Below are 26,008 nucleotides of genomic sequence, written 5' to 3'. Positions count from 1 at the left end.
ATTTATGTGCGGAAAGCTTACTTTATGAATAAAAAAAATCGCTCCCCTTACGGAGAGCGATTTTCTCTAATACATTACGCTTTTAATTTTGACATTGCAATTTCAGCTGCTGCAATCGTCGCTTCAATATCTGCATCACTATGTGCTGTCGATAAGAATAAACCTTCGAATTGAGATGGCGGTAAGAATACACCTTGTTCTACCATTTCACGATAGTAAGCCGCAAAGAATTCTAAGTTTGAAGATTTTGCTGCATCGTAATTAATAACGGGTTCATCTGTAAAGAAAATACCAATCATAGAGCCTGCACGGTTAATATGGTGAGGAATGCCATGTTTTTCAGCTGCTTTACGTAATCCAGCTTCTAACATTTCAGCTTTACGCTCAAATTCTACATATGATTCTGGCGTTAACTGTACTAACGTTTCATAACCTGCCGCCATTGCAAGTGGGTTACCTGATAAAGTACCAGCTTGGTAAATCGGTCCGCTTGGCGCAACTTGGCGCATAATTTCCGCTTTACCACCGTATGCTCCTACTGGTAAACCACCACCGATTACTTTACCTAAGCATGTTAAATCAGGCGTTACGCCATAATAACCTTGGCCACAATTATAAGCTACTCGGAACCCTGTCATTACTTCATCAAAAATAAGCAATGCACCGTTTTGTTCTGTTACTTCACGAAGACCTTCTAAAAATCCAGGCTGTGGAGGAACAACCCCCATATTTCCTGCTACTGGTTCTACAATTACACAAGCAATATCATCACCGAATTGTTCAAACGCGTATTTTACGCTTTCTAAATCGTTATAAGCTACTGTAATCGTATTTTTCGCTACACCTTCTGGTACACCAGGACTATCTGGTAAACCTAAAGTCGCCACACCAGAACCAGCTTTAATTAATAGCGAATCACCATGACCGTGGTAACAACCGATAAATTTCAAGATTTTATTACGACCTGTATAACCACGAGCTAAACGTAGTGCACTCATTGTTGCTTCCGTTCCAGAGTTAACCATACGCACAATCTCAATTGATGGCACGCGCTCAATAACAAGTTTTGCTAATTTATTTTCAATTTCTGTTGGTGCACCGAAGCTTGTACCTCTTTCAGCAACAGATTTTAACGCTTCTACAACACGATCATTTGCATGACCATGAATTAAAGGACCCCATGATAATACGTAGTCGATATATTCATTCCCATCGATATCATATACTTTAGAGCCTTTTCCACGCTCCATAAACAACGGATTCATCCCAACAGACTTAAAGGCACGAACCGGGCTATTTACGCCACCAGGCATTAAGTCTTGCGCCTCTTCAAACGCTGCAATTGACTTATCAAACTTTTTCATTATTTAGCGCCTCCTTCTTGTAACCATCTTGCTGCATCTTTTGCATGATACGTAATAATTAAATCTGCTCCTGCACGTTTCATACTAATTAATTTTTCAAGAACAACTTCTTTTTCATTAATCCAACCATTTTGCGCTGCCGCTTTAATCATCGAATATTCACCACTTACATTATAAGCGACAACTGGTAAATTAAAGTTATTTTTCACATCACGAACGATATCTAAGTAAGAAAGAGCTGGTTTTACGATTAAGAAATCTGCACCTTCCATTACATCCGATTCTGCTTCACGGAATGCTTCCATACGGTTTGCCGGATCCATTTGATATGTTTTACGGTCACCAAATTGCGGTGCACCGTGCGCAGCATCACGGAATGGTCCATAAAATGCTGATGAATATTTCACAGCGTACGACATAACTGGCACGTGTCCAAAACCATTTTCGTCTAATGCATGGCGAATTGCTGTTACGAAGCCATCCATCATGTTTGATGGCGCAATAATGTCCGCTCCTGCTTTCGCTTGACTTACAGCTGTTTTCGCAAGAACTGCAAGAGACTCGTCATTTAAAATAATACCATCTTCAATTACACCGCAATGACCATGGCTTGTAAATTGACATAAACATGTGTCTGCAACTACTACTAGCTCAGGGAAATCACCTTTAATTTGCTGAATAGCACGTTGTACAATTCCATGATCACAATATGCTGATGATCCAACTTCATCCTTTTCAGCAGGTAAACCAAATACAATAACAGAACGAATACCTAAATCAACAACTTCTTGCATTTCAGCTTGCAATAAATCTAAAGACATTTGATATACGCCTGGCATAGAAGGAACTTCATTACGAACATTTTCACCTTCTAATACAAAAATAGGGTAAATAAAATCTTCCGTATGTAAAAACGTTTCACGCACAAGCGCACGCATGCCCCCGCTTTGTCTTAAACGACGATGACGATTAAATTGTAAAGAGTTCATAGATTTCTATCCCCATTCTTTCATTTTATAGATTCACAAACACATTGTAGTAATGCTTCTACAGTGTACTCTTTCGGCACAATAACAGACGGAAAATAAAGACTTGCCTCTTTTTCCGTAATAGGTCCTATACAAACAATTGTACATTTTTTTGTCCATTCTCTCCAGTTTGTACCCTCAAGTAAACGAACAAAACTAGTAACAGTTGAAGGGCTCGTAAATGTAATAATGTCTACTTTCCCTAACTTCAATGCCGCTATAAGCTCTTGCTTTTTTTCTATATTCACTTTCGTACCGTATACGGTTAGCTCATCTAGAGAAATACCAATTTCCCGAAGTGCAACCGGAATTACCTCTCTTGCTAAATTCCCTTTCGGAAATAAAATACGTTCATTTCCACTTAATTCTTTTAGAAACTCTTCTGCAAATGCTTCTGCAACAAATAAAGTCGGAACAAAATGAACTTGATAGCCCCTTTTTTCTAACTCTAATTTTGTTTTCACACCTACCGCAGCGATTTTAATGGTTAGTGGTAGTTTCTTTTTTAAACTATCCAGAAAAAAAGCTACACCATTTCTGCTCGTAAAAATAACCCAGTCGTATGAATGTAGCTGCTCTTCAATATGTTGAATTTGCCTATGAGACATACCTTCCATACGCAAAAGCGGAATTTCCAATGGAATTCCGCTCTTTTCTTTCACTGCTACACTCATTTGTTTCGCTTGATGCTGGGCACGTGTAATCAATACCGTTTTTCCAGCGAGAGCGTTCATATTTATTGTTGCTCCTTATTTGCAGCAAGAATGAGTTCTTTGGCGCCTTGCTTAATTAAACGGTCCGCGGCCTCTAATCCTACTTCCTCAGGATTAGTACCCACTACTGTCTCTTTTAATAAAACAGAGCCATCCATAGAGCCGACAAGAGCTGTTAATTCGATTGCATCGTTTTCTGTAAGGGTTGCATATCCAGCAATTGGAACTTGGCATCCACCTTCAAGTTTATGAAGAAATACTCGCTCCGCTGCCACTGTTCTTTCTGTTATCGTATCATTAATATGCGCTAACAATTGCAATAAATCCTTATCATCCTCACGACACTCAATCGCTAATGCACCTTGTCCTACAGCAGGTACACATAACGCTTCATCTAAATGTTCTGTAATAACTTCATCATCCCAGCCCATTCTTTGTAATCCAGCTGTCGCTAAAATAATCGCATCGTAATCTTCTTCTTTTAATTTACGTAAACGTGTATCGATATTCCCGCGAATCCACTTAACTTGTAAATCTGGTCTCGCAGCGAGTAGCTGTGCACTACGTCTTAAACTACTCGTACCTAAAATAGCACCTTCCGCTAACTCTTTAAACGATGCTCCATTTTTTGAGATAAAAGCATCACGAGGGTCAACACGCTTTGGTGTACAGCCAATCATTAAACCTTCTGGAAGTACGGCTGGCATATCTTTCATACTATGTACAGCCATATCGATTTCTTTCGTAAGTAGCGCGTGTTCAATCTCTTTTACAAACAAGCCTTTGCCGCCTACTTTTGAAAGAGTAACATCTAAAATAACATCACCTTTTGTGACAATTTCTTTCACTTCAAATTCATATGGTAGACCTAGGGCTTTTAACTGATCAATAAACCAGTTTGTTTGCGTTAATGCTAGTTTACTCTTTCGTGATCCTACAATAATTTTGCGCATAATTCTCTCTCCTCATTATAAATACCAAAAGTGGAAATTGGATAAACTGCTTAATAGAAAAATGTTTACTAGCATTACGAGAAACGATCCGATATTCCACTGTACAATTTTCTTACCTTGCAACACATCTGCCGCTCGTAAATATAAACCTGTGCAATACACAAATAGAACGACAAAAGATCCGATTACTTTCGTATCATACCAATGGAAATTATCCAATTTTGTATATCCCCATATACATCCTAATAAAATTGCTAGTAAGAAAAATGGAACAGAAAATAAATTTAATCCGTAAGACATAGATTCTAGCTTCGGTAAATTCCCTAACCTTCTTAATCTCGCATTCCATTTTTTCTTTTTTAATAGGCGATATTGTAATAAGTACATAATAGAAAAAATGAACGATACAGTAAACGTTGCGTAAGAAATAATTGCCATACCGACATGCACGTATACAAGTTCTGAAACTAATTGTTCCGCAAGTACTGGCGACATCTTTCCGAGCGGTGTAAAAATAGAAAAAGCGCTTACGCCAAATGCAACAACATTTGTAAAAAAGACTAAAAAGTCGATTCTCATAAATCGATTAATGACTAACGACATCGTAATCAATAACCAAACATAAAAATAAATCCCTGATAATAAAGTTAAAATAGGATTCGTTTCTGAATCTGTAGCCCTAAGCAACATAAAAATAGACTGCAGGACCCATACAATCGCAAGTAACCAAAAAGCAAATCGGTTCGCCTTTCGGTTACTTTGGAAATAATCTATAAAATATAAACTAATGCTACAAGCATATAAAATAATTGCAATATGATAAATAATACTGTTATTTAAAAAACTCATCCGATCATCCTTCCAAATTATAAAGATGGAACGGATGGTGTCCACACTTTTTTATGTTCTACTTCTTCCGCACAACTCTCTACGTCTTCCGTTTCTAAATCGAAAATCTTCGCAAATAACGCTAATTTTTCGCTCGCTCCCTCTTCAGCAGCTATTTCTTTCGCTACTAAAATTGGGTCTTTTAATAATTGATTAATAATACTTTTCGTATGCTTACTAATGACTTTTTTCTCACGATCACTAAGGTTTGGTATTTTTCGCTCTAGGCTTACCATCGTTTCACTTTGGATTGCAAGTGCCTTATCACGAAGAGCTGATATTAATGGAACAACACCAAGTGTACTTAACCACGTTTTAAATAGAACAATTTCCTCTTCAATCATAAATTGAATTTTCTCTGCTTCTTTCAAACGCTCAGCACGGTTTGCCTCCACTACTCCTTGTAAATCATCAATATCATACAAGAAAGAACCTTCTAGCTCATCAATCGCTGGATCAATATCACGTGGCACTGCAATGTCAACCATAAACAAAGGGCGACCAGAGCGCATTTTCTCTACCTTCGTCATCATCTCTTTCGTAATGACATACTCCGATGCACCAGTTGAACTAATTAAAATATCTGCTTCTAATAATGCACATTGTAATTCGCTTAACGATTTTGCATGTCCCATATATTTCTCAGCCATTACTTCTGCTTTCGAAAGCGTCCTATTCATAACTGTTACTTTACGAGCACCACTTCCATATAAGTTTTGCAGTGCAAGTTCGCCCATTTTACCAGCACCAAGAATAAGCACATGACAATCTGTTAACTCGCCAAATATTTTCTTTCCAAGCTCAACAGCAGCATAACTAACAGACATCGCACTTTCCCCGATTGTTGTTTCTGAGTGGGCACGTTTTGCTAATGTAATGACTTGCTTAAACAATTCATTAAAAATTGTGCCTGTTGCTTTAACTTGTTGCGCTTCTAAAAAGCTATCTTTTATTTGACCTAAAATCTGCGTTTCTCCGACTACCATAGAATCTAAACCGCACGTTACGCGGAATAAATGATCTATTGCACCATCTTGTTCAAAAATAGTTAAATATGGCGCGACTTCTTCTATTTCAAGCTGAAACCAATCAGCTAAAAACTTCTTAATATAATACCGTCCCGTGTGTAATTGATCGACAACAGCATAAATCTCAGTGCGATTACAAGTTGATACAATGACATTCTCTAACACGCTCTTTTGATTTTGTAATGTAGTCATCGCTCGCTCTAGTTCTGCTGCCTGAAATGTGAGTTTCTCACGAAATTCTACAGGGGCTGTTCGATAATTTACACTAACAACAAGAATATGCACGCAGCATGTCCCCCTTCACCCGTTTTATCACTTTATCTACTATCATAATACAACTTTCCTCTTATGAATCTGACAATCGTGTGAACAACCGATTATTTTTTAATTATTCTCCGTATGTAATAAAGGAGATTCAGTAACACTAATAAAAAAACTTCTACTTTATAATGATTATAAATTAATAACTCTATTTGTACGTTACCAAAAAAAGCCCTCATAATCAAGTGATGGAAACTATTCCATATAAATTATAACATCATCTTCCCTATCTTCTTTCATCATGAAGGAAAATATGTATGATTGTTCCAAAATGCAACAAAGACTTTCTCAATACAATGTATTTGACATTGTATTTCTTTTTCGTTATATTGGTTTTACAAAATTAAATTGTGCACAACTTAATTAGAAGGGAGTTATTTATGACAGAGGACTCTTTGCATCTAGATAACCAACTTTGTTTTTCTATTTACGCCTGCTCTAGAGAGGTTACTCGTTTTTATCGACCTTATTTAGAAGAAATGGGTATTACGTATCCCCAGTACATTACTTTACTCGTACTATGGGAGCAAGATGGACTAACAGTAAAAGAAATTGGAGAACGTCTATTTTTAGATTCTGGTACGTTAACACCTATGTTAAAACGCATGGAATCATTAAAACTTGTAAAACGTGTTCGTTCCAAAGAAGACGAGCGAAAAGTTTGTATTGAATTAACAGAACAAGGCAAAGATTTAAAGGAAAAGGCTTGTTCATTACCGACAACGATGGCTACAAACTTAGGAATTACAGAGCAAGAATATCGCTCTTTATTAATTCAACTAAATAAACTAATTGACACAATGAAAACAATTAATGATGGAAAAGGGGAATAAATATGGATAAATTATATACTGCTTCAGTAACAGCAACAGGTGGAAGAAATGGGAAAGTAGTTTCAGATGATGGCATATTAAATCTTGATGTAAAAATGCCGAAAGCACTAGGTGGTGCAGGCGGAGAAGCAACAAATCCAGAACAACTATTTGCAGCTGGTTATGCAGCTTGTTTCGATAGTGCATTACAACTTGTCATTCGTACAAAACGTGTGAAAGTAGAAAGTACAGAAGTAACTGCTCACGTTTCTATCGGAAAAGATACAGATGGTGGTTTCGGTCTATCTGCTGTACTTGATGTACATGTGGCTGGCGTTTCACATAGCGAAGCACAAGAACTTGTAGAAGCGGCTCACGGTGTATGTCCTTACTCGAAAGCAACACGAGGAAATATTGAAGTTACATTAAACGTACGCTAAAAAATTTAGCAAAACAAAAACGCGCGACATTCGTCACGCGTTTTTTGTTTTTGTAAATTTATGAATTGCTTTCCACGCTTCTTCTTTTCCAAGTCCTGTTTCAGAAGAGAATAGAACAATTTCATCGCCAATTTCAACAGCAAGCGTTTCTTTTACAACTTTTAAATGCTTTTGCCATTTCCCTTTCGGAATTTTATCGGCTTTCGTCGCAATAATAATTGTTGGGATTTCATAATGCTTTAAGAAATCATACATCATCACGTCATCACTTGTTGGTTGGTGACGTAAATCAACTACTAATACAGCTGCGTCTAATTGCTCACGGGTTGTAAAGTACGTTTCAATCATTTTCCCCCATGCAGCGCGCTCCGATTTAGATACTTTTGCATATCCATAACCTGGAACGTCAACAAAGTGCATCATCTCATTGATTAAGAAAAAGTTCAGCGTTTGCGTTTTTCCTGGTTTAGAAGAAATACGCACTAACTTTTTACGATTTAAAATTTTATTAATAAAGGAAGACTTCCCCACATTTGAACGACCTGCTAATGCAATTTCTGGTAAATCACTGTCTGGATATTGTTCTGGTTTAACAGCACTAATTACAATATCTGCTTTTGTTACTTTCATTGTTTCACTCCTACTAATGCGTGCTCCAATACTTCATCTAAATGAGATGCAAGCACAAACGTAAGGTTTTCTTTTACGCTCTCTGGAATATCATCTAAATCTTTCTCGTTTTCTGCTGGCAAAATAATTTTTGTTAAGCCTGCGCGGTGAGCACTTAATGTTTTTTCTTTTAAACCACCAATTGGTAATACACGACCACGAAGTGTAATTTCACCTGTCATACCCACTTCTTTACTTACAGGAATACCTGTTAGCGCAGAAATAAGTGCCGTTGCCATCGTAATACCTGCTGACGGTCCGTCTTTTGGAACTGCTCCTTCTGGAACGTGAATATGAATATCATTTTTCTCATGGAAATTCGGATCGATCTGAAGCTCTTCTGCACGAGAACGTATATAACTAAACGCAGCTTGTGCTGATTCTTTCATAACATCCCCAAGTTTCCCTGTTAAAATTAGTTTCCCTTTTCCTGGCGCTACAGAAACTTCAATGGCAAGTGTATCGCCGCCTGCTGCTGTGTAAGCTAGACCTGTTGCCATACCAACTTGGTCTGTTTTTTCAGCTTGCCCATAACGGAATATGTGTTTACCAAGTAAATCAACAATCTTTTTCTCTGTCACAACGATACGTTTACGTTCTGCTGTAACGATAATCTTCGCTACTTTACGGCAAACTTTTGCAATTTGGCGCTCTAGCGTACGAACACCAGCCTCACGTGTATAATAACGAATAATCTCAAGAAGCGCTTCATCACGCACTTGTAAATTACCTTTTCGTAAGCCATGTTCTTTTAATTGTTTCGGCAATAAATGCTCACGAGCAATGTGTACTTTTTCAAGTTCTGTATAGCCAGCAATCGAAATGATTTCCATGCGGTCAAGTAATGGACCTGGAATACTTGAAAGTGTATTAGCAGTTGCTACAAACATAACTTTTGATAGATCATATGGTTCTTCAATGTAATGATCACTGAAGTTATGGTTTTGTTCTGGATCTAATACTTCAAGTAATGCCGCTGATGGATCTCCACGGAAATCGTTAGACATTTTATCAATCTCATCTAATAAGAAGACTGGATTAACTGTTTTCGCCTTTTTCATACCTTGAATAATGCGTCCTGGCATTGCTCCAACATATGTACGACGGTGACCACGAATTTCAGATTCATCACGCACACCACCAAGAGATACACGGACGAAGTTACGATTCAATGATGTTGCAATTGAACGCGCTAATGAAGTTTTGCCGACCCCAGGAGGGCCTACTAAACAAAGGATAGGTCCTTTTAATGAATTCGTTAACTTCTGTACAGCTAAATATTCAAGTACACGCTCTTTCACTTTTTCAAGACCGTAATGATCGTTATTTAAAATCTCTTCCGAATGAGCAAGATCAATTATATCTTCTGTTGCCTCTGTCCACGGAAGCGCTAATAACCAATCAATATAATTGCGAATAACACCACTCTCCGCAGAACTTGCTGGTAACTTTTCATAACGATCTAATTCTTTCAGGGCAGCCTTCATTGTTTCTTCCGGCATTCCTGACTGTTCAATTTTCTCACGAAGTTCTTCTACTTCTCCGCCCTTGCCTTCTTTGTCGCCAAGTTCAGTTTGAATCGCCTTCATTTGCTCACGTAAGAAATATTCTTTTTGCGTGCGCTCCATGGAACGTTTCACTTTTTGCCCAATTTTCTTTTCTAGGCTAAGTAACTCTTGTTCATCTTGAATAATTGAAATAAGTGTTTGTAATCGTTCTTTTACAGATACAATCTCTAAAATCTCTTGTTTCTGCTTCGTTTTAATCGGCAAGTGAGAAGCAATTAAATCAGCTAATCTCCCTGGTTCTTCCACATCAGCTACCGTTGCAAAAGTTTCATTTGAAACTTTTTTCGAAACTTTAATATATTGTTCGAAATGCTCCAGTAACGTACGCATAAAAGCTTTCTCTTCTAAATCATCTTCTACTTCTTCAGTTACCGTTTTAATAGACACTTGTACTACATTTTCTTCTTCGATAAACTCTATTACTTCTGCTCTATGTAAACCTTCCACAAGGACACGAAGCGTACCGTTCGGCAATTTTAACATTTGCTTCACTTTCGCCACTGTACCTACACTATATATGTCATCTTCTTTCGGATCATCGATATTCATTTCTTTTTGCATTGCTAAAAAGATGATATTTTCATCCATTGCCGCCTGCTCTAGTGCTTGTATCGATTTATCACGTCCTACATCAAGATGCAAAACCATCGTTGGATATACGAGAACGCCTCTTAATGGTAGGAGGGGCACGATTCTTTCGTTCGTATTCATACTAGACATAGCACCTCCATAATAAATTAAACTCCTGTTCAACTATTTTATATTACAATACACCTAGATGCAATTGCTGAGATTCCGCGCAATTGTAAATAGCTTGTTTTTCTACCTCACGAAAAGAAAAAGACTCCGATTAAGCATACAAACTTAAACGAAGTCTGGCAAATTTTATTATTGTTTATTTTTACATAGATTGTGCATCTGTTTCGTCTACGTTAGTATGTACATCTAGCTCTCTATGCATATTTCCTTGCATAAACGTTAACTCAAATACTTCTTTTAACTTACGGACAGGAATAATTTCAATTCCCTTGATCGTATACAAAAATGGTTGCATATTTTCAGCAGGAATAATGACTTTCTTAGCTCCCGCTTTTTTCGCAGCTTTTATTTTTGCGTATACACCACCAATAGGCTTTACTTCTCCGTGTATACTTATTTCACCTGTCATCGCTACTTCATTATTTACATACGTGCGATGCACCGCAGAATATACACCTGTTGCCATAGCGATTCCTGCAGAAGGGCCATCAATTGGGATACCCCCTGGAAAATTAATATGTATATCGTATCCTTCTGGCAACACATCTAAAGAACGAAGTACTGTTAATACATTATCAACAGAGCCTTTCGCCATACTTTTACGACGAATAGATTTCGTTTGACTACCAATACTTTCTTCTTCCACAATTCCGGTAACATTTACCGATCCTTTATCTTTCGCCGGAATTGCTGTTACTTCAATTTCTAATAACGCACCTGTATTTGGTCCGTATACAGCAAGACCATTTACAAGACCGATCCTTGGAATCGGATAAATGCGCTTTTCATATTTCGGTGTAAGCTGACTTGAGTGAACAACCCACTCTATATCTTCATCCTTAATGAAAGAACGTTCTTCATTTATCGCCATACCCGCAGAGATTTGCACGAGATTAATCGCTTCTCGTCCATTCCTTGCATACATCCCAATCATCTCAATACCATTTTCACCTATTTGCATTTCCACTTTTTCCGCGGCATTTTTCGCTACTTTTTGAATTTCTTCCGTATCTAATTCACGGAAAAATACTTCTAAGCAACGTGACCGAATAGCAGGAGGAATTTCCTCTGGCGAACGTGTCGTTGCTCCAACTAAGCGAAAATCTGCCGGTAAGCCTTTTTGGAAAATATCATGTATATATGTTGGGATCATTGTATTTTCTTCACTATAGTACGCACTTTCTAAAAATACTTTTCGATCTTCTAACACCTTTAACATTTTGTTCATTTGAATCGGATGGAGCTCGCCAATCTCATCAATAAACAAAATACCACCATGTGCATCTGTTACAGCACCTTTTTTCGGTTGCGGAATACCTGCTTGCCCCATCGCCCCAGCACCTTGATAAATCGGATCATGCACCGAACCAATTAAAGGGTCTGCGATACCACGTTCATCAAACCGAGCTGTTGTCGCATCAAGTTCAATAAATGTTGCATTCGTACGAAATGGAGATTTAGGATTTCGTTTCGCTTCTTCTAATACAAGACGTGCTGCCGCTGTTTTCCCAACACCTGGTGGGCCATATATGATTACATGTTGCGGATTCGGACCACAAAGAGCCGCTTTTAACGACTTAATTCCGTCCTCTTGCCCTACAATATCTAAAAAGGTTGTAGGACGCACCTTTTCTGCTAGCGGCTCTGTTAAAGAAATCTCACGCATTTTACGAAGCTGTTCTAATTCTTTTTTCGATTCTCGATCAATTGAAACTTTTTGTGTTCGTTGATTTCGAAGTAAATGCCAGAAATACAATCCGACAATTACACCAAAAACAAGTTGAACAACTAAAAATATATTTGTCCAGCTCATTATTTATTTCCTCCCGCAATATTTTATCTCTTAGTATTTCCGCGGAGGAACGTAGCTAAACATAAAGAAAAACAGCAATTATAAAAATTGCTGTTTCCCTTTCGCATTATGCAGATGTTTTTGTATCAAGTACAGTACCGTCTTGTAACACCAATTTTGGCGGCTCATTATCAGCTACTGTTTCTTTTGTAAGAATACACTTCTCGATATCTTTACGAGATGGAAGTTCGAACATTACATCAAGCATTAAGCCTTCAATAATAGAACGAAGTCCACGAGCACCCGTTTTACGTTCAATTGCTTTTTTCGCAATTTCGATTAGTGCACCTTCTTCAAACTCTAACTCAACATCGTCAAGCTCCAATAGTTTTTGGAATTGCTTAACAAGTGCATTTTTCGGTTTCGTTAAAATATCAACAAGAGCATCTTCATCAAGTGGCTCTAGGTTCGCAATAACTGGAAGACGACCGATAAACTCTGGAATTAAACCAAATCTTAAAAGATCCTCTGGTAATACGTGAGATAAAACATGCTTCTCATTTACATCAGCATTTTTCTTCTCAGAACCAAATCCAATTACTTTTTCACCAAGGCGACGTTTAATAATCGGCTCAATGCCATCAAACGCTCCACCACAAATGAATAAGATGTTCGTTGTATCAATTTGAATAAACTCTTGGTGCGGATGCTTACGACCACCTTGAGGTGGAACGCTTGCTACAGTACCTTCTAAAATTTTCAGAAGTGCTTGCTGCACACCTTCACCAGATACATCACGTGTAATTGATGGATTTTCGGACTTACGTGCCACTTTATCAATCTCATCAATATAAATGATTCCTTTTTCCGCTTTCTCTACATCATAATCAGCTGCTTGAATTAATTTTAGTAAGATATTTTCTACATCTTCTCCAACATATCCAGCTTCTGTTAAAGATGTTGCGTCCGCGATTGCAAATGGAACATTTAGAATACGCGCTAACGTTTGTGCAAGTAATGTTTTACCACTACCTGTTGGCCCGATAAGTGCGATATTACTCTTCGCTAATTCTACATCATCAATTTTGCTGTTAGAATTAATGCGTTTGTAATGGTTATATACCGCTACCGCTAGTGCTTTTTTCGCGCTATCTTGCCCGATGACATACTCATCTAAGATTTCACGAATTTCTACCGGTTTCGGTACATCTTTGAATTCTACTTCTTCGTCCTTCGCAAGCTCCTCTTGTACAATTTCAGTACAAAGTTCGATACACTCGTCACAAATGTAAACACCTGGACCTGCCACTAACTTTCGAACTTGCGTTTGTGTTTTACCACAGAAAGAACATTTTAATTGCCCTTTTTCATCATTAAATTTAAACATATTTTCACACCCCTTACAAAGTGCTAACCTCTTGCCTTCGTATGTACACGATAAATGTATCGTATGTAAATACATATTATGTCACTACGTGGCGAGAAATACAAATAATATGACTAGTTATGTACAAATAAAAAATTTTTAAAACTTTTGAAATATGTATATTCGACTTGTAAAGGAACTTTTCCTTCTCCATCGAAAAGTTTTATAAATATATTTCTATATTTATAAAACAAGGCACGATTTTAATCGTGCCTTGTTATTTTATTATGCAGCGTTTTCTACTAAGAAGTCTACAGCTTTACGCACTTTAAGATCTTCAGCTAAAGCGTCTACGCTTCCAAGAGCTTGCTTGATAGCGTCTACTGGCATACCGTACATTTCAGCCATTTTTTCAACTTCTGCAGTTACTTCTTCTTCAGTAACTTCGATGTTTTCAGCTTCAATGATAGCTTCAAGAACAAGATTGATTCTTACACGTTTTTGTGCATCTTCTTTCATTTGCTCTTTTAATTTGTCAGCATCAGTACCTGTGAATTGGTAGTAAAGCTCAAGGTTCATACCTTGTTGGCTTAAACGTTGCTCGAATTCACGAACCATACGATCTAACTCAGTGTTGATCATAGCTTCTGGAATTTCGATTTCAGCGTTAGCAGCAGCTAATTCTACTACTTCGTCACGTACTTTGTGCTCAGCTTCGTGCTTTTTGCCTTCTTCTAAGTTTGTGCGAAGTTTTGCTTTTAATTCATCAAGAGTTGCAACCGCTTCGTCTGCTTCTTTAGCGAACTCGTCGTTTAACTCAGGAAGTTCTTTTGTTTTGATTTCGTGAATTGTTACTTTGAATGTTGCTGGTTTGCCAGCTAATTCAGCAGCATGGTACTCTTCTGGGAATGATACTTCAACGTCTTTAGACTCACCAGATTTAAGACCGATTACTTGCTCTTCGAAACCTGGGATGAATGTACCAGAACCGATTGCTAGAGAGTAGTTTTCGCCTTTTCCACCTTCAAATGCTTCGCCATCAACGAAACCTTCGAAGTCGATTACAGCTGTATCACCGTTTTCAACAGTTCCTTCTTCTTTAACAACTAGTTCAGCTTGACGCTCTTGTAAAGATTTTAATTCGTTCTCTACATCTTCGTCAGTTACAGTTGTTTCAACTTTTTCTACTGCTAAACCTTTGTACTCACCTAATTTAACTTCAGGTTTTACTGTAACTTTTGCAGTGAAGATAAGGTTAGCATTTTTTTCGAACTTCTCGATGTCGATTTCAGGATGATCAACTGGGAAGATACCAGCTTCTTCAATCGCTTCACCGTATGCTTTTGGTAAAATGATATCTAAAGCATCTTGGTATAAAGATTCAATACCAAAGCGTTGTTCGAATAATGGACGAGGCATTTTTCCTTTACGGAAACCTGGTACGTTAATTGTTTTTACTACTTTTTTGAACGCAGCGTCGATAGAGTTGTTTACTTCTTTAGCATCAACTTCGATTGTTAAAACGCCAACGTTACCTTCTAATTTTTCCCATTTTGTAGACATTTATTCTTTCCCTCCAACTATAATAATGTATGCACATACCTCTATAGATTAAGATCTTCATTATCTCTTTTTTGAAATAACAAATACACAAATAATCCTCTAGCAAAAGCTTTCAGATATAATGTTCCAATCTACTAATTGCCCAGAAGACAACTACGGTATATTTTGTTCGAGAATAATATGAAACATATTAAGTAAGAGAATTACACTTCTCTTCTCTTACAAACAGGCAGTTTTCTGCCTTTTGCAACCCTTACATTATAACATAGAATATGCTCGTTTCAAGAACTGAACGATTCTTTTTCATAATTATACGGGCAAATATCCTTCTCTTTCAACACGTAATAACCATTGATAGGCAATATGAAACTCTTCCAATTCGATATTGTATGCTGCCATAAGCTCTTCTTCATCAATAGCCAATCCGAAACGCTTTCTTCCAATTCTCTCTAAAACAGCTGACCAAATCTCTTCTTTATCCATTAATAGAGCGAATGGGAAAACGCTAATTTGCAATTCTTTCCAATATGTAACCATCGCTTCAAATATATCGGGATATTTTTGCTCTAATCGACTTGATAATTTATGTATAATGTTATTGGATTGCTCCTCATTATGACCTGTAAATGCTGGAATTACCTTAATCGTATTCCCAAACTTTTCTACCTCTATTTCCTCTTCTACCTGACTTTCTATCATTTTATACAAAATAGAAGTTTTCAAATAGGGGTGTTGCTCTTCGTCTATTAAAAATTTCTTTAAAACAGGTAATGCAAGATCTAAGTCTTTTAATGAAAGTCGCTGAATCGCTCTTAGCTTCTGTCCAAAGTTTTCTCCAAAAATTTCTTTAGTAAACTCATCCAACTCAAAATTTGAATCCACTAGCGATGCGTCTCCCTCATTTAGCATACCTTCTGCAAATAAAGCAAGCTGCGCTAATTTTTCCTTTTGATCAGGCATTATATCTTTCGTTTGTAAAACCTTTTCAACAGTTTCAATAACACCTTCATAATCATTTGTTTGAACTAAAATAGTCACGTACGTTTCAAGAATATCACCAAATAAGACAACTCCTGTTTTAAGCAACTGTTCACATTTGTCTTTCGCTTCTTCCATACGTTTTAATTCGAGTAAACAAATAACTGAAGCTAATTCCGTTTGTTCCGTTTCCGCATTATACTGACGTAATATTTCAAAGCAGCGCAATGCATCTTCGAACTTCCGCTCTTTCAGCGCTAAAAAACCTTCATCAATATAGCGCTCTGATAGTTGTGGAAACAATACGACCGTATTTTCTTTTTTATCCATACGTCCGCCTCTTTTTCTTGATTTTAATTATGTTCAAAGTAAATATATCAAATGCGTAATGAGAACACAACATCCCAAAACTATTTGTTTGAAATATGAAAATATTTAATTTTTACATTCCAATACAAATAAATCTCTACTAAAAATTAAAATTGTACAAGTAAAAATCCCCAGCAACAAACGCAGAGGATTCATCATTAATGGAAAGCTTTTATAATTGTGGGGTATATTACAAGGGTAATAATTTGGAGAACAATAATTGCCATAACAATCATGCTAAAATAGAAGATTGGTTTACTTCGCTTCATTAAAAACATAATAATAAGCATCGTACAAGCAAACAAACTTAAGAAGAACAAACTTGTTGTCGAACTAAGTATACCACTTGGGACAAAGAACAATAACACTACACTACAAGTACCTATAATTCCAAATAACCATTCCATTCATTCACTCATTCCCTTTCCCTCTCATGGCTGTTTTCTCTAAGCAATCAAATGTTTCACAACATCAACTACATACGTTAATTTCTCATACGCTACAAATCCAAAAGCAACCGTCAAGCCCGTTACAACTAATCCTTTCATCATTTCTGCCTCCTCGTTTTATCGTTGTTATCTTCATTATAAAAGATTAGCAATTTCTTACCATCGAACTACCTTACAGTTACCTTACAGAATTGTAAGATTTCAAAAAGAGATTGAAAAACACCTCATATCGCTTGAGGTGCTTTCACGGAATTTATTTATAATCACTTGCAAAATTAACTTTTTTCTCTTGGTTATTTTTCGGAGAATCCACTCTTAAACTAATAGATTTACTAAATAATTTAGGATCAAAATAATTATTCATTACTTTTCTTAACTTACCTTCAGATATTTTCGTATTACAAGAAAACAAAGGATGAAGATCATGTTAATATATTTTTGTACAATTAAGACTTTAATTTACAAGGGGGATTATATATGTTTAAAAAAATGGCCGCAGATGTATTAGGACTAAGCGATGTAGGTTCTGTTATTACACCTAAAGACTATGATAAGGTCGATGCCGATGATTATGTAATGCATGAAGATGGGGAGAAAATTTACTTTCTAATTAAATCGAAATCAGATGAATATTGCTTCACAAACAAAGGGTTAATTCACTTAGACGGTACAAGCGCAACAAGTAAAAAACGTACACTACGCCGCTTTAGCTATAGTAAATATCAAATTAAAAACGTAGCGCTTGAAACTGCGGGAACGATTGATTTAGATGTAGAAATTAAGTTCCAAATGGGCGATGAACACTATTCAATTGATGTCCATAAAAAACATATTGAAGAATTAAAAGATTTATATAAGGCTTTACTTAAAATTGAAGAAATTTCATACGACAACGATATTACATTACAATATGCACATAAAAGTTTAGATATGGCATCTAACGCTTTCAGCCGTATTTCAAACGCACAAGTAAATTTAGCAGAACAGTTTAAAGAAATAAACGAAATCGCTTTTAACTGGCTCGTTGATACGAAGAAACAATATAATGTGAAAGATTATGGTTTTGTCTTTGACAAGTTTATTAACAACTAATTTAAAACAAACAAAAAACCTTGTTATCAAAAGATAACAAGGTTTTCTTAGCGTCCCAGGAGAGATTCGAACTCCCGCTCCGCCCATTTCCGTACTATTTTATATATTTTGATCGCAGTCTTAATATATCTTCTCCTTCGCGAATGCCTGCCGATCCTTTCCTCACATTTTTTACGACAGTCCAATTCGGGTTAGTTTCATCACCGATGTTCTGTACTGTAAAATTGCCATCACCATATTTCCGGTGACCTTCCGCCAATTTCTCCGTTAAATCATTCTCATTTGATCTCGCCATCTTTGCGCCATCTCCCTTTTTTATACGACCTTCTTAAACCATCTAACCAATCACAGGTCCAGTCAATTGGAGATTCTCGTTTTCCGCTTCTATTAATTGTAACACACTACCGGGAATAAGTTCCGATAACTGCTGCTGAATTGTACTAGAATGGTAAAGAGTTTTATAATATTGTAAGTAAACAATTAAGAGAATCTGGATATGGATTTGAGTTCCATCATAAACCTATTGATTCTTTAAATTAAATACGAGGAATAGGGCGCATAAATGGCGCTCTTTTTATTTAAGAAAAAGAAGTACATATGCAACTACTTAATATCAAAGGAAAGGTCGCAAATATCAAGAATGAACTACACCTATAACCCAAACATCAAATTTTAGACAAACAAAAAACCTTGTTATCAAAAGATAACAAGGTTTTTTTAGCGTCCCAGGAGAGATTCGAACTCCCGACCGTACGCTTAGAAGGCGTATGCTCTATCCGGCTGAGCTACTGGGACATGGAGCGGGTGAAGAGAATCGAACTCTCGACCAGAGCTTGGAAGGCTCTTGTTTTACCACTAAACTACACCCGCATATGTTATTTTCTTTTCTTCGTTAGCGCCGTTGCCCTATCGACAATATTTATTATATGTATAACCACACATAAAGTCAACACCTTTTTTAAAAGAGGATAAATTTTCTTATCCTCTTTTAAAAACTGCTTGTTCAACTAGTTGTCCGTCTAACGTTTCAAAACGAACTTCCATTTGATTTCCATCCATTTCTAATAAAGCAAATGTCTTTTCTACACGCTGACGTGGTAATAAAATACTGCCTGGATTAATAAATAAAACGCCCTCGATTAATTCCGCACCTAATACGTGAGAATGTCCAAAGCATGCAACTTGCGCTCCCACTTCTTCAGCATGGTACGCTAGCGTTTGTAATGTCATTTTCACATTATGGCGATGTCCATGCACAACTAAGAAGCGAATTCCATCTACATCAGTTACAATTTCATCTTGAAAGTTAGCATAATCACAGTTTCCTTTTACAACACGGAAACCTTGCAGTTCTTCATGAGCAGGCGTTAGCTCTGAATCACCGCAATGAATCATGATATCTACTTTCCCTTCATATTTCTCTTTCAACTGCTGTAATTCCTTCACAGAGCTATGACTATCACTTACGATTAAAGCTTTCATCATTCTCTCTCCCTTATTCTCCTAAAAACCATTCCGGGATTTTTTCTTCTAATTTACGAAGAGCACGGCCACGATGGCTAATAGCATTTTTCTCATCTGAACTTAGTTCCGCCATCGCTTTTTTATATTCTTCCACATAAAAAATCGGATCATATCCAAAGCCGTTTTCCCCGCGGCGTTGTTCTAAAATAAATCCTTCACATGTCCCGTTTACAATGACAGGCTTTTTATCACCTCCAGGGAAAGCAACTGCTAATGCACAATAGAAACGAGCTTTACGCTTTTCAAACGCTACTTCATTTAATTCTTGTAACACTTTATCAATATTCGCTTGATCATCTTTCGGCTCTCCAGCAAAACGAGCTGAATACACGCCTGGTTTCCCGTTTAACGCATCTACAATAAGACCTGAATCATCCGCAATTACAATTGCATTCAACTGTCTACTCAAACTATCCGCTTTTAAGATCGCATTTTCTTCAAATGTTTCACCAGTTTCTTCGACTTCTTCAATATGAGGAAAATCGTGTAATGATTTCACTTCTAAATCAAATCGCTCAAATAACTCAGCAAATTCACGTACTTTCCCCATATTTTTTGTCGCTACAACAACTTGTTTCATTTTTTCCACCTCTACTCTATATGAGATACGATGTCACCTAACGCTTCTTTTTGCATATCAATCAGTTGGAAAATGCCTTGTTCTGCTGCATCAAGTAATTCATTTAACTGCGCTCTACTAAACGTCGCTTCTTCTCCAGTTCCTTGCACTTCAACAAACTGGCCTTTTCCAGTCATAATCACGTTCATATCAACGTCTGCTTTAGAATCTTCTGCATAGTTTAAATCTAAAACAACACCTTGTTCTTCAACAATCCCTACTGACGTTGCTGCTAAATAATCTTTTACTGGAATTTTAGATACTTTTTCTGCTTGTAATAACTTCTCAAACGCTAATACCATCGCTACATATGCACCTGTAATAGAAGCTGTTCTCGTTCCACCATCCGCTTGAATAACATCACAATCAATCCAAACCGTTCTCTCACCAAGCGCTTCTAAGTCAACTACCGCACGTAATGCTCGTCCAATTAAGCGCTGGATTTCCATTGTACGTCCTGTTACTTTCCCTTTACTTGACTCCCTAATTGTACGTTGTTCTGTCGCACGTGGAATCATCGCGTATTCAGCTGTTACCCATCCTTTTCCTTCTCCACGCATAAATGGCGGTACACGCTCTTCAATTGTTGCTGAGCAAATCACCTTTGTATCCCCAACTTCAATTAATACAGATCCCTCTGGATGTTTTAAATAATTCGTATGAATATGTATATGGCGTAATTCTGTTTTCTCTCTACCATCTACTCGCATAAAAATAACCTCCTCTTAATTACTACTCGTTAGTATAGCCAAATTTAAATGTATGATATGTATACAATAAAAGAAGAGGAACCCAAAAAGCAATTCCTCTTTCTTACTTAAGTATATCAAATTATTGACGATTAAAAACTACCTGTATTCACGTTTTCTGGACGATCTACAGGTTTTATTAACTTTCCGCCCTTTTCATCTATAAGATTTGCTTTTCCATTTACTTCAATAGAAATATTTTTCACACCTTTCTTTTCTGTTAAAGATAAAACTAACGACTTCAATACGTAATTTGAAATCATATTTTTATCTGGGTTTACAAATATATTTTCATTAAAGTTTAATGTAAGGTTTCCGTCTTGTAATTTCGGATTCGTAATAAGCTTAACGCCTGGATTAAAATCATTCAGGAGCGATTGATGGATCGGACCTTTTACAAGTTCATCTATAATTGCTGCATAGTCATTTTCTTTACCTTCTGCAACGCGGCGTGTGACTGGTACGTAGTATTGCTGTTTATTATTATTTTGCGCCATAAAATACAGTGTGACTGGTTTTGTATTTGTTACATCTGCTACTTGTTCATCATCGAAGTTAATACCATTTGCACGGCTCACTCCTTCACCAAGCGGTGTACCACCAACCGGCATCTTTGCCAATTTCTCACCATTTATTTGGAACTGCACTTGTTTTATCTCTGTAAATTGCGTCAACGTCCAAGCTATAGATTCAACGATTTGACGCTCTTCTTCTTTCGCATAGTTTTTCATTTCTTTAGAGAAATCAATAACTGCCGTTCCGTCCTTTTTCAAATCTAAGGTCATCGTTGTATTCGCCGGAATGACTGCACGAAACCCATTCGGTAATAAATTCGTTACCGGTCCATCTTTCACAAGGTATTCTAACGTTTGCTTCACAGTCTCATTTGCTTTCGGAGTAGGTATAGCTAACGTTTGTGGTACAACATAACCATTTTTATCAACAAGGTATAGTTCTCTATTTACCATTTGCCCTTGCTTATCTTTTTTAGCTACTTCTTTCTTCCCACCCTCTGTATACGTAACTTGTTTTGGCGGATCAATTTGTTCAGTTGCTTTCTCTTGATTTATAAAGCCACACCCTGTTAGTAAAACAGCGCTCACAGTAGCACCAACAACCCATTTAAAAGTGGATTTAGGCATGCCATTCCCCCCCTAAAATCTAAGTTTGTACTATTATGTATACGAGCTGTTTCACGTTTTAGAACAAGCTGTGCCTCTTATAAATTGAAACTTTAATCAGCAGGGGTCTTACTACCCAGCAAATAGCAAGATAAAACAAAAACTCCTGATTTCTCAGGAGCTCACTTATATAAATTCTACTATTATTCTTTTTCTAAATGAATATGCTTCACATTTTCAATCGGTTGACCGAACCATTTGGATGCAATTTCTTTAAACAAGCCTATTTTTCCTGTTGTTAAGAAGAGATGATCGCTTTGTTCTTCTCCTTCATTCAACATTTTACTATGATATAAGATTGTACTTACTTCACGTGCTGTTTCATCACCAGAACTAATTAGTTGTACTTTATCTCCCATTACTTTTTTAATAACAGGTCCTAAAATCGGATAATGTGTACACCCTAATATAAGTGTATCAATATCGGTACTTTTCAGTGGTTGCAGCGTTTCTCTTACAACTTCATACGCCATTTCACTTTCGAAATTCCCACTCTCTACAAGTTCAACGAAAGGTGGACAAGCTAAACTTTCTACCATAACACGGTTATTAATAGACTTTAACGCCTCTTCGTATGCACCACTTTTCACCGTTCCAATCGTTCCAATAATCCCAACGTGATACGTGTTTGTCACTTTTAAAGCTGTACGTGATCCTGGGTGAATAACTCCTACTACTGGAATTGGTAATTGTTTTTGCATCTCTTCTAATACAACTGCAGTTGCTGTATTACACGCAATAACTAACATTTTAATATTTAAATCTAGTAAATGCTCCGTCATTTCCCACGTAAATTGACGTACTTCTTCTCGAGAACGTGGACCATAAGGACAACGTGCTGTATCTCCTAAATATATGATACGCTCTTTCGGCAACTGACGAATTAATTCCTTTGCTACTGTTAAACCGCCAACTCCTGAATCGATAACACCGATTGCTCTATTCAACTTCATCACCCGTTTTCTCATTCATCATCTTTTATGCTTATCATTATATTTTACACACTTTAAGTTCGCTCACTTCAAATGCTTCTGTATGAAAATTTTCATTTTCCCATGTATAGACTAGGACCTTTTTTATTTTGCTCCTTTTTTTCGTAATTTGCAAGATAGAAAAATAACCGACCTTCTATAAGAAAGTCGGTTTCTTCTATATAAAGTGCATATTCATTGCTCCATCTTTTTTTGAAAAGAAGACATTCCCATTAATAAGAAGAAATGAGCAGAAATTAAAATGACGATAATTTATTTACAGCCCTTTTTATAGCCTTACCTATTTCCACGCTAGACTGTGGATTTTGTCCTGTAATTAAATGACCATCTACTACTACATGCGGCGTAAAATTGGGGGCTACATAAAACAAAGCTCCTTCTTCTTTCAACTTACTTTCTAGCAAAAACGGAACGCGCTTTTCTAAATGTACAGCTCTTTCTTCATCGTTTGTATAACCTGTTATACGCTTACCCGCAACAAAAAACTAGCCATCCTGATTTTTCACACCGACTAAGGAGCTTACTCCGTGACAAACAGCCGCTACAATCCGGTTATTGTTATACATATTCTCAATCAAATTTACTACATATGGATTACCTGGAAAATCTACAATCGCCCCGTGCCCACCACCAAATAAAACCGCATCATAATCCGAAAAATGAACATTTGAAATCGGCCTCGTATTTTGCAATAAAGAAGCTACATGCTTGAATTCGCGAGGTATACCATTCGGAATAGACACTCTATCTATAGGTACTCTCCCACCTTTTATTGACACAATATCAACATCAAACTTAGCCTTTTTAAATACATGATAAGGAGCTGCGAGCTCTTCCAGCCACAAACCAGTCGGGTGTCCATTCATATCATGAGCACTTGTTGAAACTAACAGTATCCTTTTCAACATATCCCCTCCTTATTACCTATTTATGTATGGAGTGTTCTTATCATTCATATAGCAAGTGAAGCAAACAAAAAATAGCCGACTTTTATATAAAAGTCGGCTGCTTTCTTATAATTCGAGCTCTCCCATACGAAGAAGCTCCACAACTGCTTGTGAACGTCCTTTAACCCCTAGCTTTTGCATTGCGTTTGAGATGTGGTTGCGAACTGTCTTTTCACTTATAAAAAGTTCACCTGCAATTTCCTTCGTTGTTTTATCTTGAACCAGCAATTCAAATACTTCTCTCTCTCTCTTTGTGAGTAAAGGTTTAGATTGATACGCTTTTTCCTTCAACTGGTATAACCCTCCTTGCTTAAGCCAGAGCTGTGTATGTGTAAGTTGGGTGTTTATTTAGTCAAGATATTGTATGAACGAAATGTGCAGGTGGTGAATGAAAATGGGCTTTATTTCCTATGTTATTTTAGACTTTTATACAGTGCGTACACTCTTTTTATCCACTTACTTTCCAACGCGCCATATTTGTTCTAGCAATATACTTACAACCGTACCTACAAATAAACCATTACCGAATATATATTGCATAACAGACGGCAAGGATTGGAGTGCTCCAGACGGTAAAAACATAACGCCGCTGCCAAATAATACTGCAACGCCTAAAATCGTTACATTCCTTTCACTCATCGGCACTTGTTTTATATTATTAAATCCAATTCCAATTAACTGTACGAACGAAGCCATTAAAACAGCCGATGCGACAGCTGATGGTAAAGATGCTAAGTAACGAATAATACTTGGAAAAAGAGACATTACGACTAGTAACGCACATGCCATTAAGAACGATCGTATATACTTTTGTTTTGTTAAACGTATAAATCCTGCCGTTGCTGGTAACGGAACGACACCTACAGTTGAAAATACAGAAGAGATGAGATGTGAAATCCCCCCAACCCATGTTCCATCTTTCAACTGTTTTTGTTCAATAGTCGCTTTATGAATAGTTGCTTGATTAATTGCTATAATAGCTGCCACCGTATTCGAAACTAAAATACATACCATAACGAAACTTGATACAGCCATACCTGTATTCCATTTTGGAAGTCCCCAAGCAAATATATGTGGAAGTTGCACAAAATGAGTTACTTGAGATGGGATTGTCACTTTTCCTGCAATGAGAAAAATAATCCACCCACTAATTAATCCTATTAAAACTGCATAACTTTTGACAAAGCCTTTTCCAAAATTAGATAGTATAATAACGAACAGAAATATACTAAACGCAATCATTGCTGTAAATCCGTCGATTTGAGAAATAGTAGCTGTAATTCCTAACATTCCTTTTAAAAATACACCACTTAATTGTAAACATAATAAAAGTAAAAACGTCCCTGTCACAAGCGGCGTAAATAAAAATAAAATACGTCCTATAAAACCAGTTACTCCTAATCCTATTAAAATAACACCGGAGATTATCATTCCTAATTCTAAAATTTGCAGTGTACTATGTAATTGATCTTGTCCGGCCGTTGCATAAGCAAGTACGGTAAATACACCAACCCAAGATCCAGCCGGCCCATCCGCAATTGGCAGTCTATGCCCAAGCCATCCTTGTAAAAAAGAAGATATACCAACTACAAAAAACGTACGCTGCATTAAATAAAATATTTCTTCCGTCGTAAGATGAAATAATCCGCCAACGACAATTGGTAGTGCGATTGAATTTGCTAATAAAAATATAAACCATTGCAAAGTTCCCATAATATGATTTTGGTTATGTTGATTGTCCAATTTTTTCATCCCTTCTAGCTTTCCTATAAAAATATATTGTAAGAATAAAAAAGAAGAGTTCTATACTCACCATTAGAACCCTCCTCAAAATATTTAAACGA

24 protein-coding genes, 2 tRNA genes and 2 pseudogenes are annotated in these 26,008 nt (G+C 36.8%); 4 read left to right on the top strand and 24 right to left on the bottom strand.

Annotated features, from left to right (window positions below):
- Window positions 1–74: 74 nt before the first annotated feature.
- The 6 genes from hemL to hemA are packed head-to-tail and all read right to left on the bottom strand — an operon-like array spanning window position 75 to window position 6,259.
- Window positions 75–1,364 (bottom strand): glutamate-1-semialdehyde 2,1-aminomutase, encoded by a 1,290-nt coding sequence (gene hemL, locus ES895_RS01640; RefSeq protein WP_000712943.1) that lies wholly within the window; start codon window positions 1,362–1,364, stop codon window positions 75–77.
- Window positions 1,364–2,353, bottom strand: a complete 990-nt coding sequence (hemB, locus tag ES895_RS01635; protein WP_001087065.1) for a porphobilinogen synthase — start codon at window positions 2,351–2,353, stop codon at window positions 1,364–1,366. The genes hemL and hemB overlap by 1 nt, the downstream gene beginning before the upstream one ends.
- Window positions 2,354–2,373: 20 nt before the next feature.
- Window positions 2,374–3,126 (bottom strand): uroporphyrinogen-III synthase, encoded by a 753-nt coding sequence (gene hemD, locus ES895_RS01630; protein WP_135238144.1) that lies wholly within the window; start codon window positions 3,124–3,126, stop codon window positions 2,374–2,376.
- Window positions 3,127–3,128: 2 nt separating this feature from the next.
- On the bottom strand, window positions 3,129–4,058 hold the full coding sequence (hemC, locus tag ES895_RS01625; protein ID WP_001226396.1) for a hydroxymethylbilane synthase: 930 nt from the start codon (window positions 4,056–4,058) through the stop codon (window positions 3,129–3,131).
- Window positions 4,059–4,073: 15 nt separating this feature from the next.
- Window positions 4,074–4,907 carry a cytochrome c biogenesis protein gene (locus ES895_RS01620; protein WP_000008991.1) on the bottom strand — a complete coding sequence of 278 codons (834 nt, stop codon included), beginning with the start codon at window positions 4,905–4,907 and terminating at the stop codon, window positions 4,074–4,076.
- 17 nt (window positions 4,908–4,924) lie between these two features.
- Window positions 4,925–6,259: a glutamyl-tRNA reductase gene (hemA, locus tag ES895_RS01615; protein WP_000547867.1), complete on the bottom strand. Its 1,335-nt coding sequence runs from the start codon at window positions 6,257–6,259 to the stop codon at window positions 4,925–4,927.
- A 416-nt stretch (window positions 6,260–6,675) separates the two neighbouring features.
- Between hemA and ES895_RS01610 the strand changes: the two genes are divergently transcribed.
- On the top strand, window positions 6,676–7,128 hold the full coding sequence (locus ES895_RS01610) for a MarR family winged helix-turn-helix transcriptional regulator (protein ID WP_000133916.1): 453 nt from the start codon (window positions 6,676–6,678) through the stop codon (window positions 7,126–7,128).
- Between the two features lie 2 nt (window positions 7,129–7,130).
- The gene (locus ES895_RS01605) at window positions 7,131–7,547 is read left to right on the top strand and encodes an organic hydroperoxide resistance protein (protein WP_000359781.1); all 417 of its coding nucleotides are present in this window, start codon (window positions 7,131–7,133) and stop codon (window positions 7,545–7,547) included.
- A gap of 33 nt (window positions 7,548–7,580) precedes the next feature.
- Here the strand turns inward: ES895_RS01605 and ysxC are convergent, their stop codons facing one another.
- The 7 genes from ysxC to ES895_RS01570 form a co-directional block, all read right to left on the bottom strand.
- Entirely contained in the window at window positions 7,581–8,177 is a 597-nt protein-coding gene (ysxC, locus tag ES895_RS01600; protein WP_000869116.1) for a ribosome biogenesis GTP-binding protein YsxC, read from the bottom strand.
- The gene (gene lon, locus ES895_RS01595; protein ID WP_000097285.1) at window positions 8,174–10,504 is read right to left on the bottom strand and encodes an endopeptidase La; all 2,331 of its coding nucleotides are present in this window, start codon (window positions 10,502–10,504) and stop codon (window positions 8,174–8,176) included. The genes ysxC and lon overlap by 4 nt, the downstream gene beginning before the upstream one ends.
- Before the next feature lie 181 nt (window positions 10,505–10,685).
- Complete coding sequence (lonB, locus tag ES895_RS01590) at window positions 10,686–12,356, bottom strand: ATP-dependent protease LonB (RefSeq protein ID WP_000119180.1); 1,671 nt, start codon at window positions 12,354–12,356, stop codon at window positions 10,686–10,688.
- Window positions 12,357–12,462: 106 nt separating this feature from the next.
- Entirely contained in the window at window positions 12,463–13,722 is a 1,260-nt protein-coding gene (gene clpX, locus ES895_RS01585) for an ATP-dependent protease ATP-binding subunit ClpX (RefSeq protein ID WP_000472289.1), read from the bottom strand.
- A 264-nt stretch (window positions 13,723–13,986) separates the two neighbouring features.
- The gene (tig, locus tag ES895_RS01580; RefSeq protein WP_000105215.1) at window positions 13,987–15,264 is read right to left on the bottom strand and encodes a trigger factor; all 1,278 of its coding nucleotides are present in this window, start codon (window positions 15,262–15,264) and stop codon (window positions 13,987–13,989) included.
- Between the two features lie 309 nt (window positions 15,265–15,573).
- Window positions 15,574–16,572 carry a hypothetical protein gene (locus ES895_RS01575; protein ID WP_000358271.1) on the bottom strand — a complete coding sequence of 333 codons (999 nt, stop codon included), beginning with the start codon at window positions 16,570–16,572 and terminating at the stop codon, window positions 15,574–15,576.
- Window positions 16,573–16,769: 197 nt separating this feature from the next.
- Entirely contained in the window at window positions 16,770–17,018 is a 249-nt protein-coding gene (locus tag ES895_RS01570) for a hypothetical protein (RefSeq protein WP_001983650.1), read from the bottom strand.
- Between the two features lie 519 nt (window positions 17,019–17,537).
- Between ES895_RS01570 and ES895_RS01565 the strand changes: the two genes are divergently transcribed.
- A complete protein-coding gene (locus tag ES895_RS01565) occupies window positions 17,538–18,152 on the top strand; it encodes a PH domain-containing protein (RefSeq protein WP_000473866.1) in 615 nt (204 codons plus the stop codon).
- 94 nt (window positions 18,153–18,246) lie between these two features.
- Here ES895_RS01565 and ES895_RS01560 read toward each other — a convergent pair whose 3' ends face one another.
- Window positions 18,247–18,447, bottom strand: a complete 201-nt coding sequence (locus tag ES895_RS01560; RefSeq protein WP_000124460.1) for a hypothetical protein — start codon at window positions 18,445–18,447, stop codon at window positions 18,247–18,249.
- Window positions 18,448–18,599: 152 nt separating this feature from the next.
- On the opposite strand from ES895_RS01560, the pseudogene ES895_RS30175 reads away from it, so the two are divergent.
- Window positions 18,600–18,692: pseudogene (locus tag ES895_RS30175) on the top strand (DUF6572 domain-containing protein); the annotation flags it as partial.
- 181 nt (window positions 18,693–18,873) lie between these two features.
- On the opposite strand, the gene ES895_RS01555 reads toward ES895_RS30175, so the two are convergent.
- From ES895_RS01555 to ES895_RS01510, 10 genes and pseudogenes are all read right to left on the bottom strand, one after another.
- Window positions 18,874–18,947: transfer RNA gene (locus ES895_RS01555), tRNA-Arg, on the bottom strand.
- Between the two features lies 1 nt (window position 18,948).
- A tRNA-Gly gene (locus ES895_RS01550) sits at window positions 18,949–19,022 on the bottom strand.
- A 108-nt stretch (window positions 19,023–19,130) separates the two neighbouring features.
- Entirely contained in the window at window positions 19,131–19,634 is a 504-nt protein-coding gene (locus ES895_RS01545; RefSeq protein ID WP_000645506.1) for a metallophosphoesterase, read from the bottom strand.
- Window positions 19,635–19,647: 13 nt separating this feature from the next.
- Window positions 19,648–20,256, bottom strand: a complete 609-nt coding sequence (locus tag ES895_RS01540; protein WP_135238143.1) for an XTP/dITP diphosphatase — start codon at window positions 20,254–20,256, stop codon at window positions 19,648–19,650.
- Window positions 20,257–20,267: 11 nt separating this feature from the next.
- Window positions 20,268–21,005 (bottom strand): ribonuclease PH, encoded by a 738-nt coding sequence (gene rph / locus ES895_RS01535; protein WP_001261765.1) that lies wholly within the window; start codon window positions 21,003–21,005, stop codon window positions 20,268–20,270.
- Window positions 21,006–21,136: 131 nt separating this feature from the next.
- On the bottom strand, window positions 21,137–22,186 hold the full coding sequence (gene gerM, locus ES895_RS01530) for a spore germination protein GerM (RefSeq protein ID WP_001126746.1): 1,050 nt from the start codon (window positions 22,184–22,186) through the stop codon (window positions 21,137–21,139).
- A gap of 182 nt (window positions 22,187–22,368) precedes the next feature.
- On the bottom strand, window positions 22,369–23,178 hold the full coding sequence (gene racE / locus ES895_RS01525; protein WP_000774005.1) for a glutamate racemase: 810 nt from the start codon (window positions 23,176–23,178) through the stop codon (window positions 22,369–22,371).
- Between the two features lie 275 nt (window positions 23,179–23,453).
- Window positions 23,454–24,125, bottom strand: a pseudogene (locus ES895_RS01520) (type 1 glutamine amidotransferase domain-containing protein).
- A 105-nt stretch (window positions 24,126–24,230) separates the two neighbouring features.
- On the bottom strand, window positions 24,231–24,455 hold the full coding sequence (gerE, locus tag ES895_RS01515; RefSeq protein WP_000659484.1) for a spore germination transcription factor GerE: 225 nt from the start codon (window positions 24,453–24,455) through the stop codon (window positions 24,231–24,233).
- A 165-nt stretch (window positions 24,456–24,620) separates the two neighbouring features.
- The gene (locus ES895_RS01510; RefSeq protein ID WP_000732141.1) at window positions 24,621–25,916 is read right to left on the bottom strand and encodes a purine/pyrimidine permease; all 1,296 of its coding nucleotides are present in this window, start codon (window positions 25,914–25,916) and stop codon (window positions 24,621–24,623) included.
- Window positions 25,917–26,008: the final 92 nt, after the last annotated feature.

The sequence above is a fragment of the Bacillus sp. 007/AIA-02/001 genome (genome assembly GCF_004634455.1).
Lineage (GTDB): Bacteria > Bacillota > Bacilli > Bacillales > Bacillaceae_G > Bacillus_A > Bacillus_A cereus.
This window is presented reverse-complemented; position numbering and strand designations above follow the sequence as displayed.

Excerpts from the sequence above, each read along its gene's own strand:
- hemL (WP_000712943.1), bottom strand. The coding sequence starts at position 1,364 with ATGAAAAAGTTTGATAAGTCAATTGCAGCGTTTGAAGAGGCGCAAGAC.
- hemB (WP_001087065.1), bottom strand. The coding sequence starts at position 2,353 with ATGAACTCTTTACAATTTAATCGTCATCGTCGTTTAAGACAAAGCGGG.
- hemD (WP_135238144.1), bottom strand. The coding sequence starts at position 3,126 with ATGAACGCTCTCGCTGGAAAAACGGTATTGATTACACGTGCCCAGCAT.
- hemC (WP_001226396.1), bottom strand. The coding sequence starts at position 4,058 with ATGCGCAAAATTATTGTAGGATCACGAAAGAGTAAACTAGCATTAACG.
- ES895_RS01620 (WP_000008991.1), bottom strand. The coding sequence starts at position 4,907 with ATGAGTTTTTTAAATAACAGTATTATTTATCATATTGCAATTATTTTA.
- ES895_RS01610 (WP_000133916.1), top strand. The coding sequence starts at position 6,676 with ATGACAGAGGACTCTTTGCATCTAGATAACCAACTTTGTTTTTCTATT.
- ES895_RS01605 (WP_000359781.1), top strand. The coding sequence starts at position 7,131 with ATGGATAAATTATATACTGCTTCAGTAACAGCAACAGGTGGAAGAAAT.
- ysxC (WP_000869116.1), bottom strand. The coding sequence starts at position 8,177 with ATGAAAGTAACAAAAGCAGATATTGTAATTAGTGCTGTTAAACCAGAA.
- lon (WP_000097285.1), bottom strand. The coding sequence starts at position 10,504 with ATGTCTAGTATGAATACGAACGAAAGAATCGTGCCCCTCCTACCATTA.
- lonB (WP_000119180.1), bottom strand. The coding sequence starts at position 12,356 with ATGAGCTGGACAAATATATTTTTAGTTGTTCAACTTGTTTTTGGTGTA.
- clpX (WP_000472289.1), bottom strand. The coding sequence starts at position 13,722 with ATGTTTAAATTTAATGATGAAAAAGGGCAATTAAAATGTTCTTTCTGT.
- tig (WP_000105215.1), bottom strand. The coding sequence starts at position 15,264 with ATGTCTACAAAATGGGAAAAATTAGAAGGTAACGTTGGCGTTTTAACA.
- ES895_RS01575 (WP_000358271.1), bottom strand. The coding sequence starts at position 16,572 with ATGGATAAAAAAGAAAATACGGTCGTATTGTTTCCACAACTATCAGAG.
- ES895_RS01570 (WP_001983650.1), bottom strand. The coding sequence starts at position 17,018 with ATGGAATGGTTATTTGGAATTATAGGTACTTGTAGTGTAGTGTTATTG.
- ES895_RS01565 (WP_000473866.1), top strand. The coding sequence starts at position 17,538 with ATGTTTAAAAAAATGGCCGCAGATGTATTAGGACTAAGCGATGTAGGT.
- ES895_RS01560 (WP_000124460.1), bottom strand. The coding sequence starts at position 18,447 with ATGGCGAGATCAAATGAGAATGATTTAACGGAGAAATTGGCGGAAGGT.
- ES895_RS01545 (WP_000645506.1), bottom strand. The coding sequence starts at position 19,634 with ATGAAAGCTTTAATCGTAAGTGATAGTCATAGCTCTGTGAAGGAATTA.
- ES895_RS01540 (WP_135238143.1), bottom strand. The coding sequence starts at position 20,256 with ATGAAACAAGTTGTTGTAGCGACAAAAAATATGGGGAAAGTACGTGAA.
- rph (WP_001261765.1), bottom strand. The coding sequence starts at position 21,005 with ATGCGAGTAGATGGTAGAGAGAAAACAGAATTACGCCATATACATATT.
- gerM (WP_001126746.1), bottom strand. The coding sequence starts at position 22,186 with ATGCCTAAATCCACTTTTAAATGGGTTGTTGGTGCTACTGTGAGCGCT.
- racE (WP_000774005.1), bottom strand. The coding sequence starts at position 23,178 with ATGAAGTTGAATAGAGCAATCGGTGTTATCGATTCAGGAGTTGGCGGT.
- ES895_RS01510 (WP_000732141.1), bottom strand. The coding sequence starts at position 25,916 with ATGAAAAAATTGGACAATCAACATAACCAAAATCATATTATGGGAACT.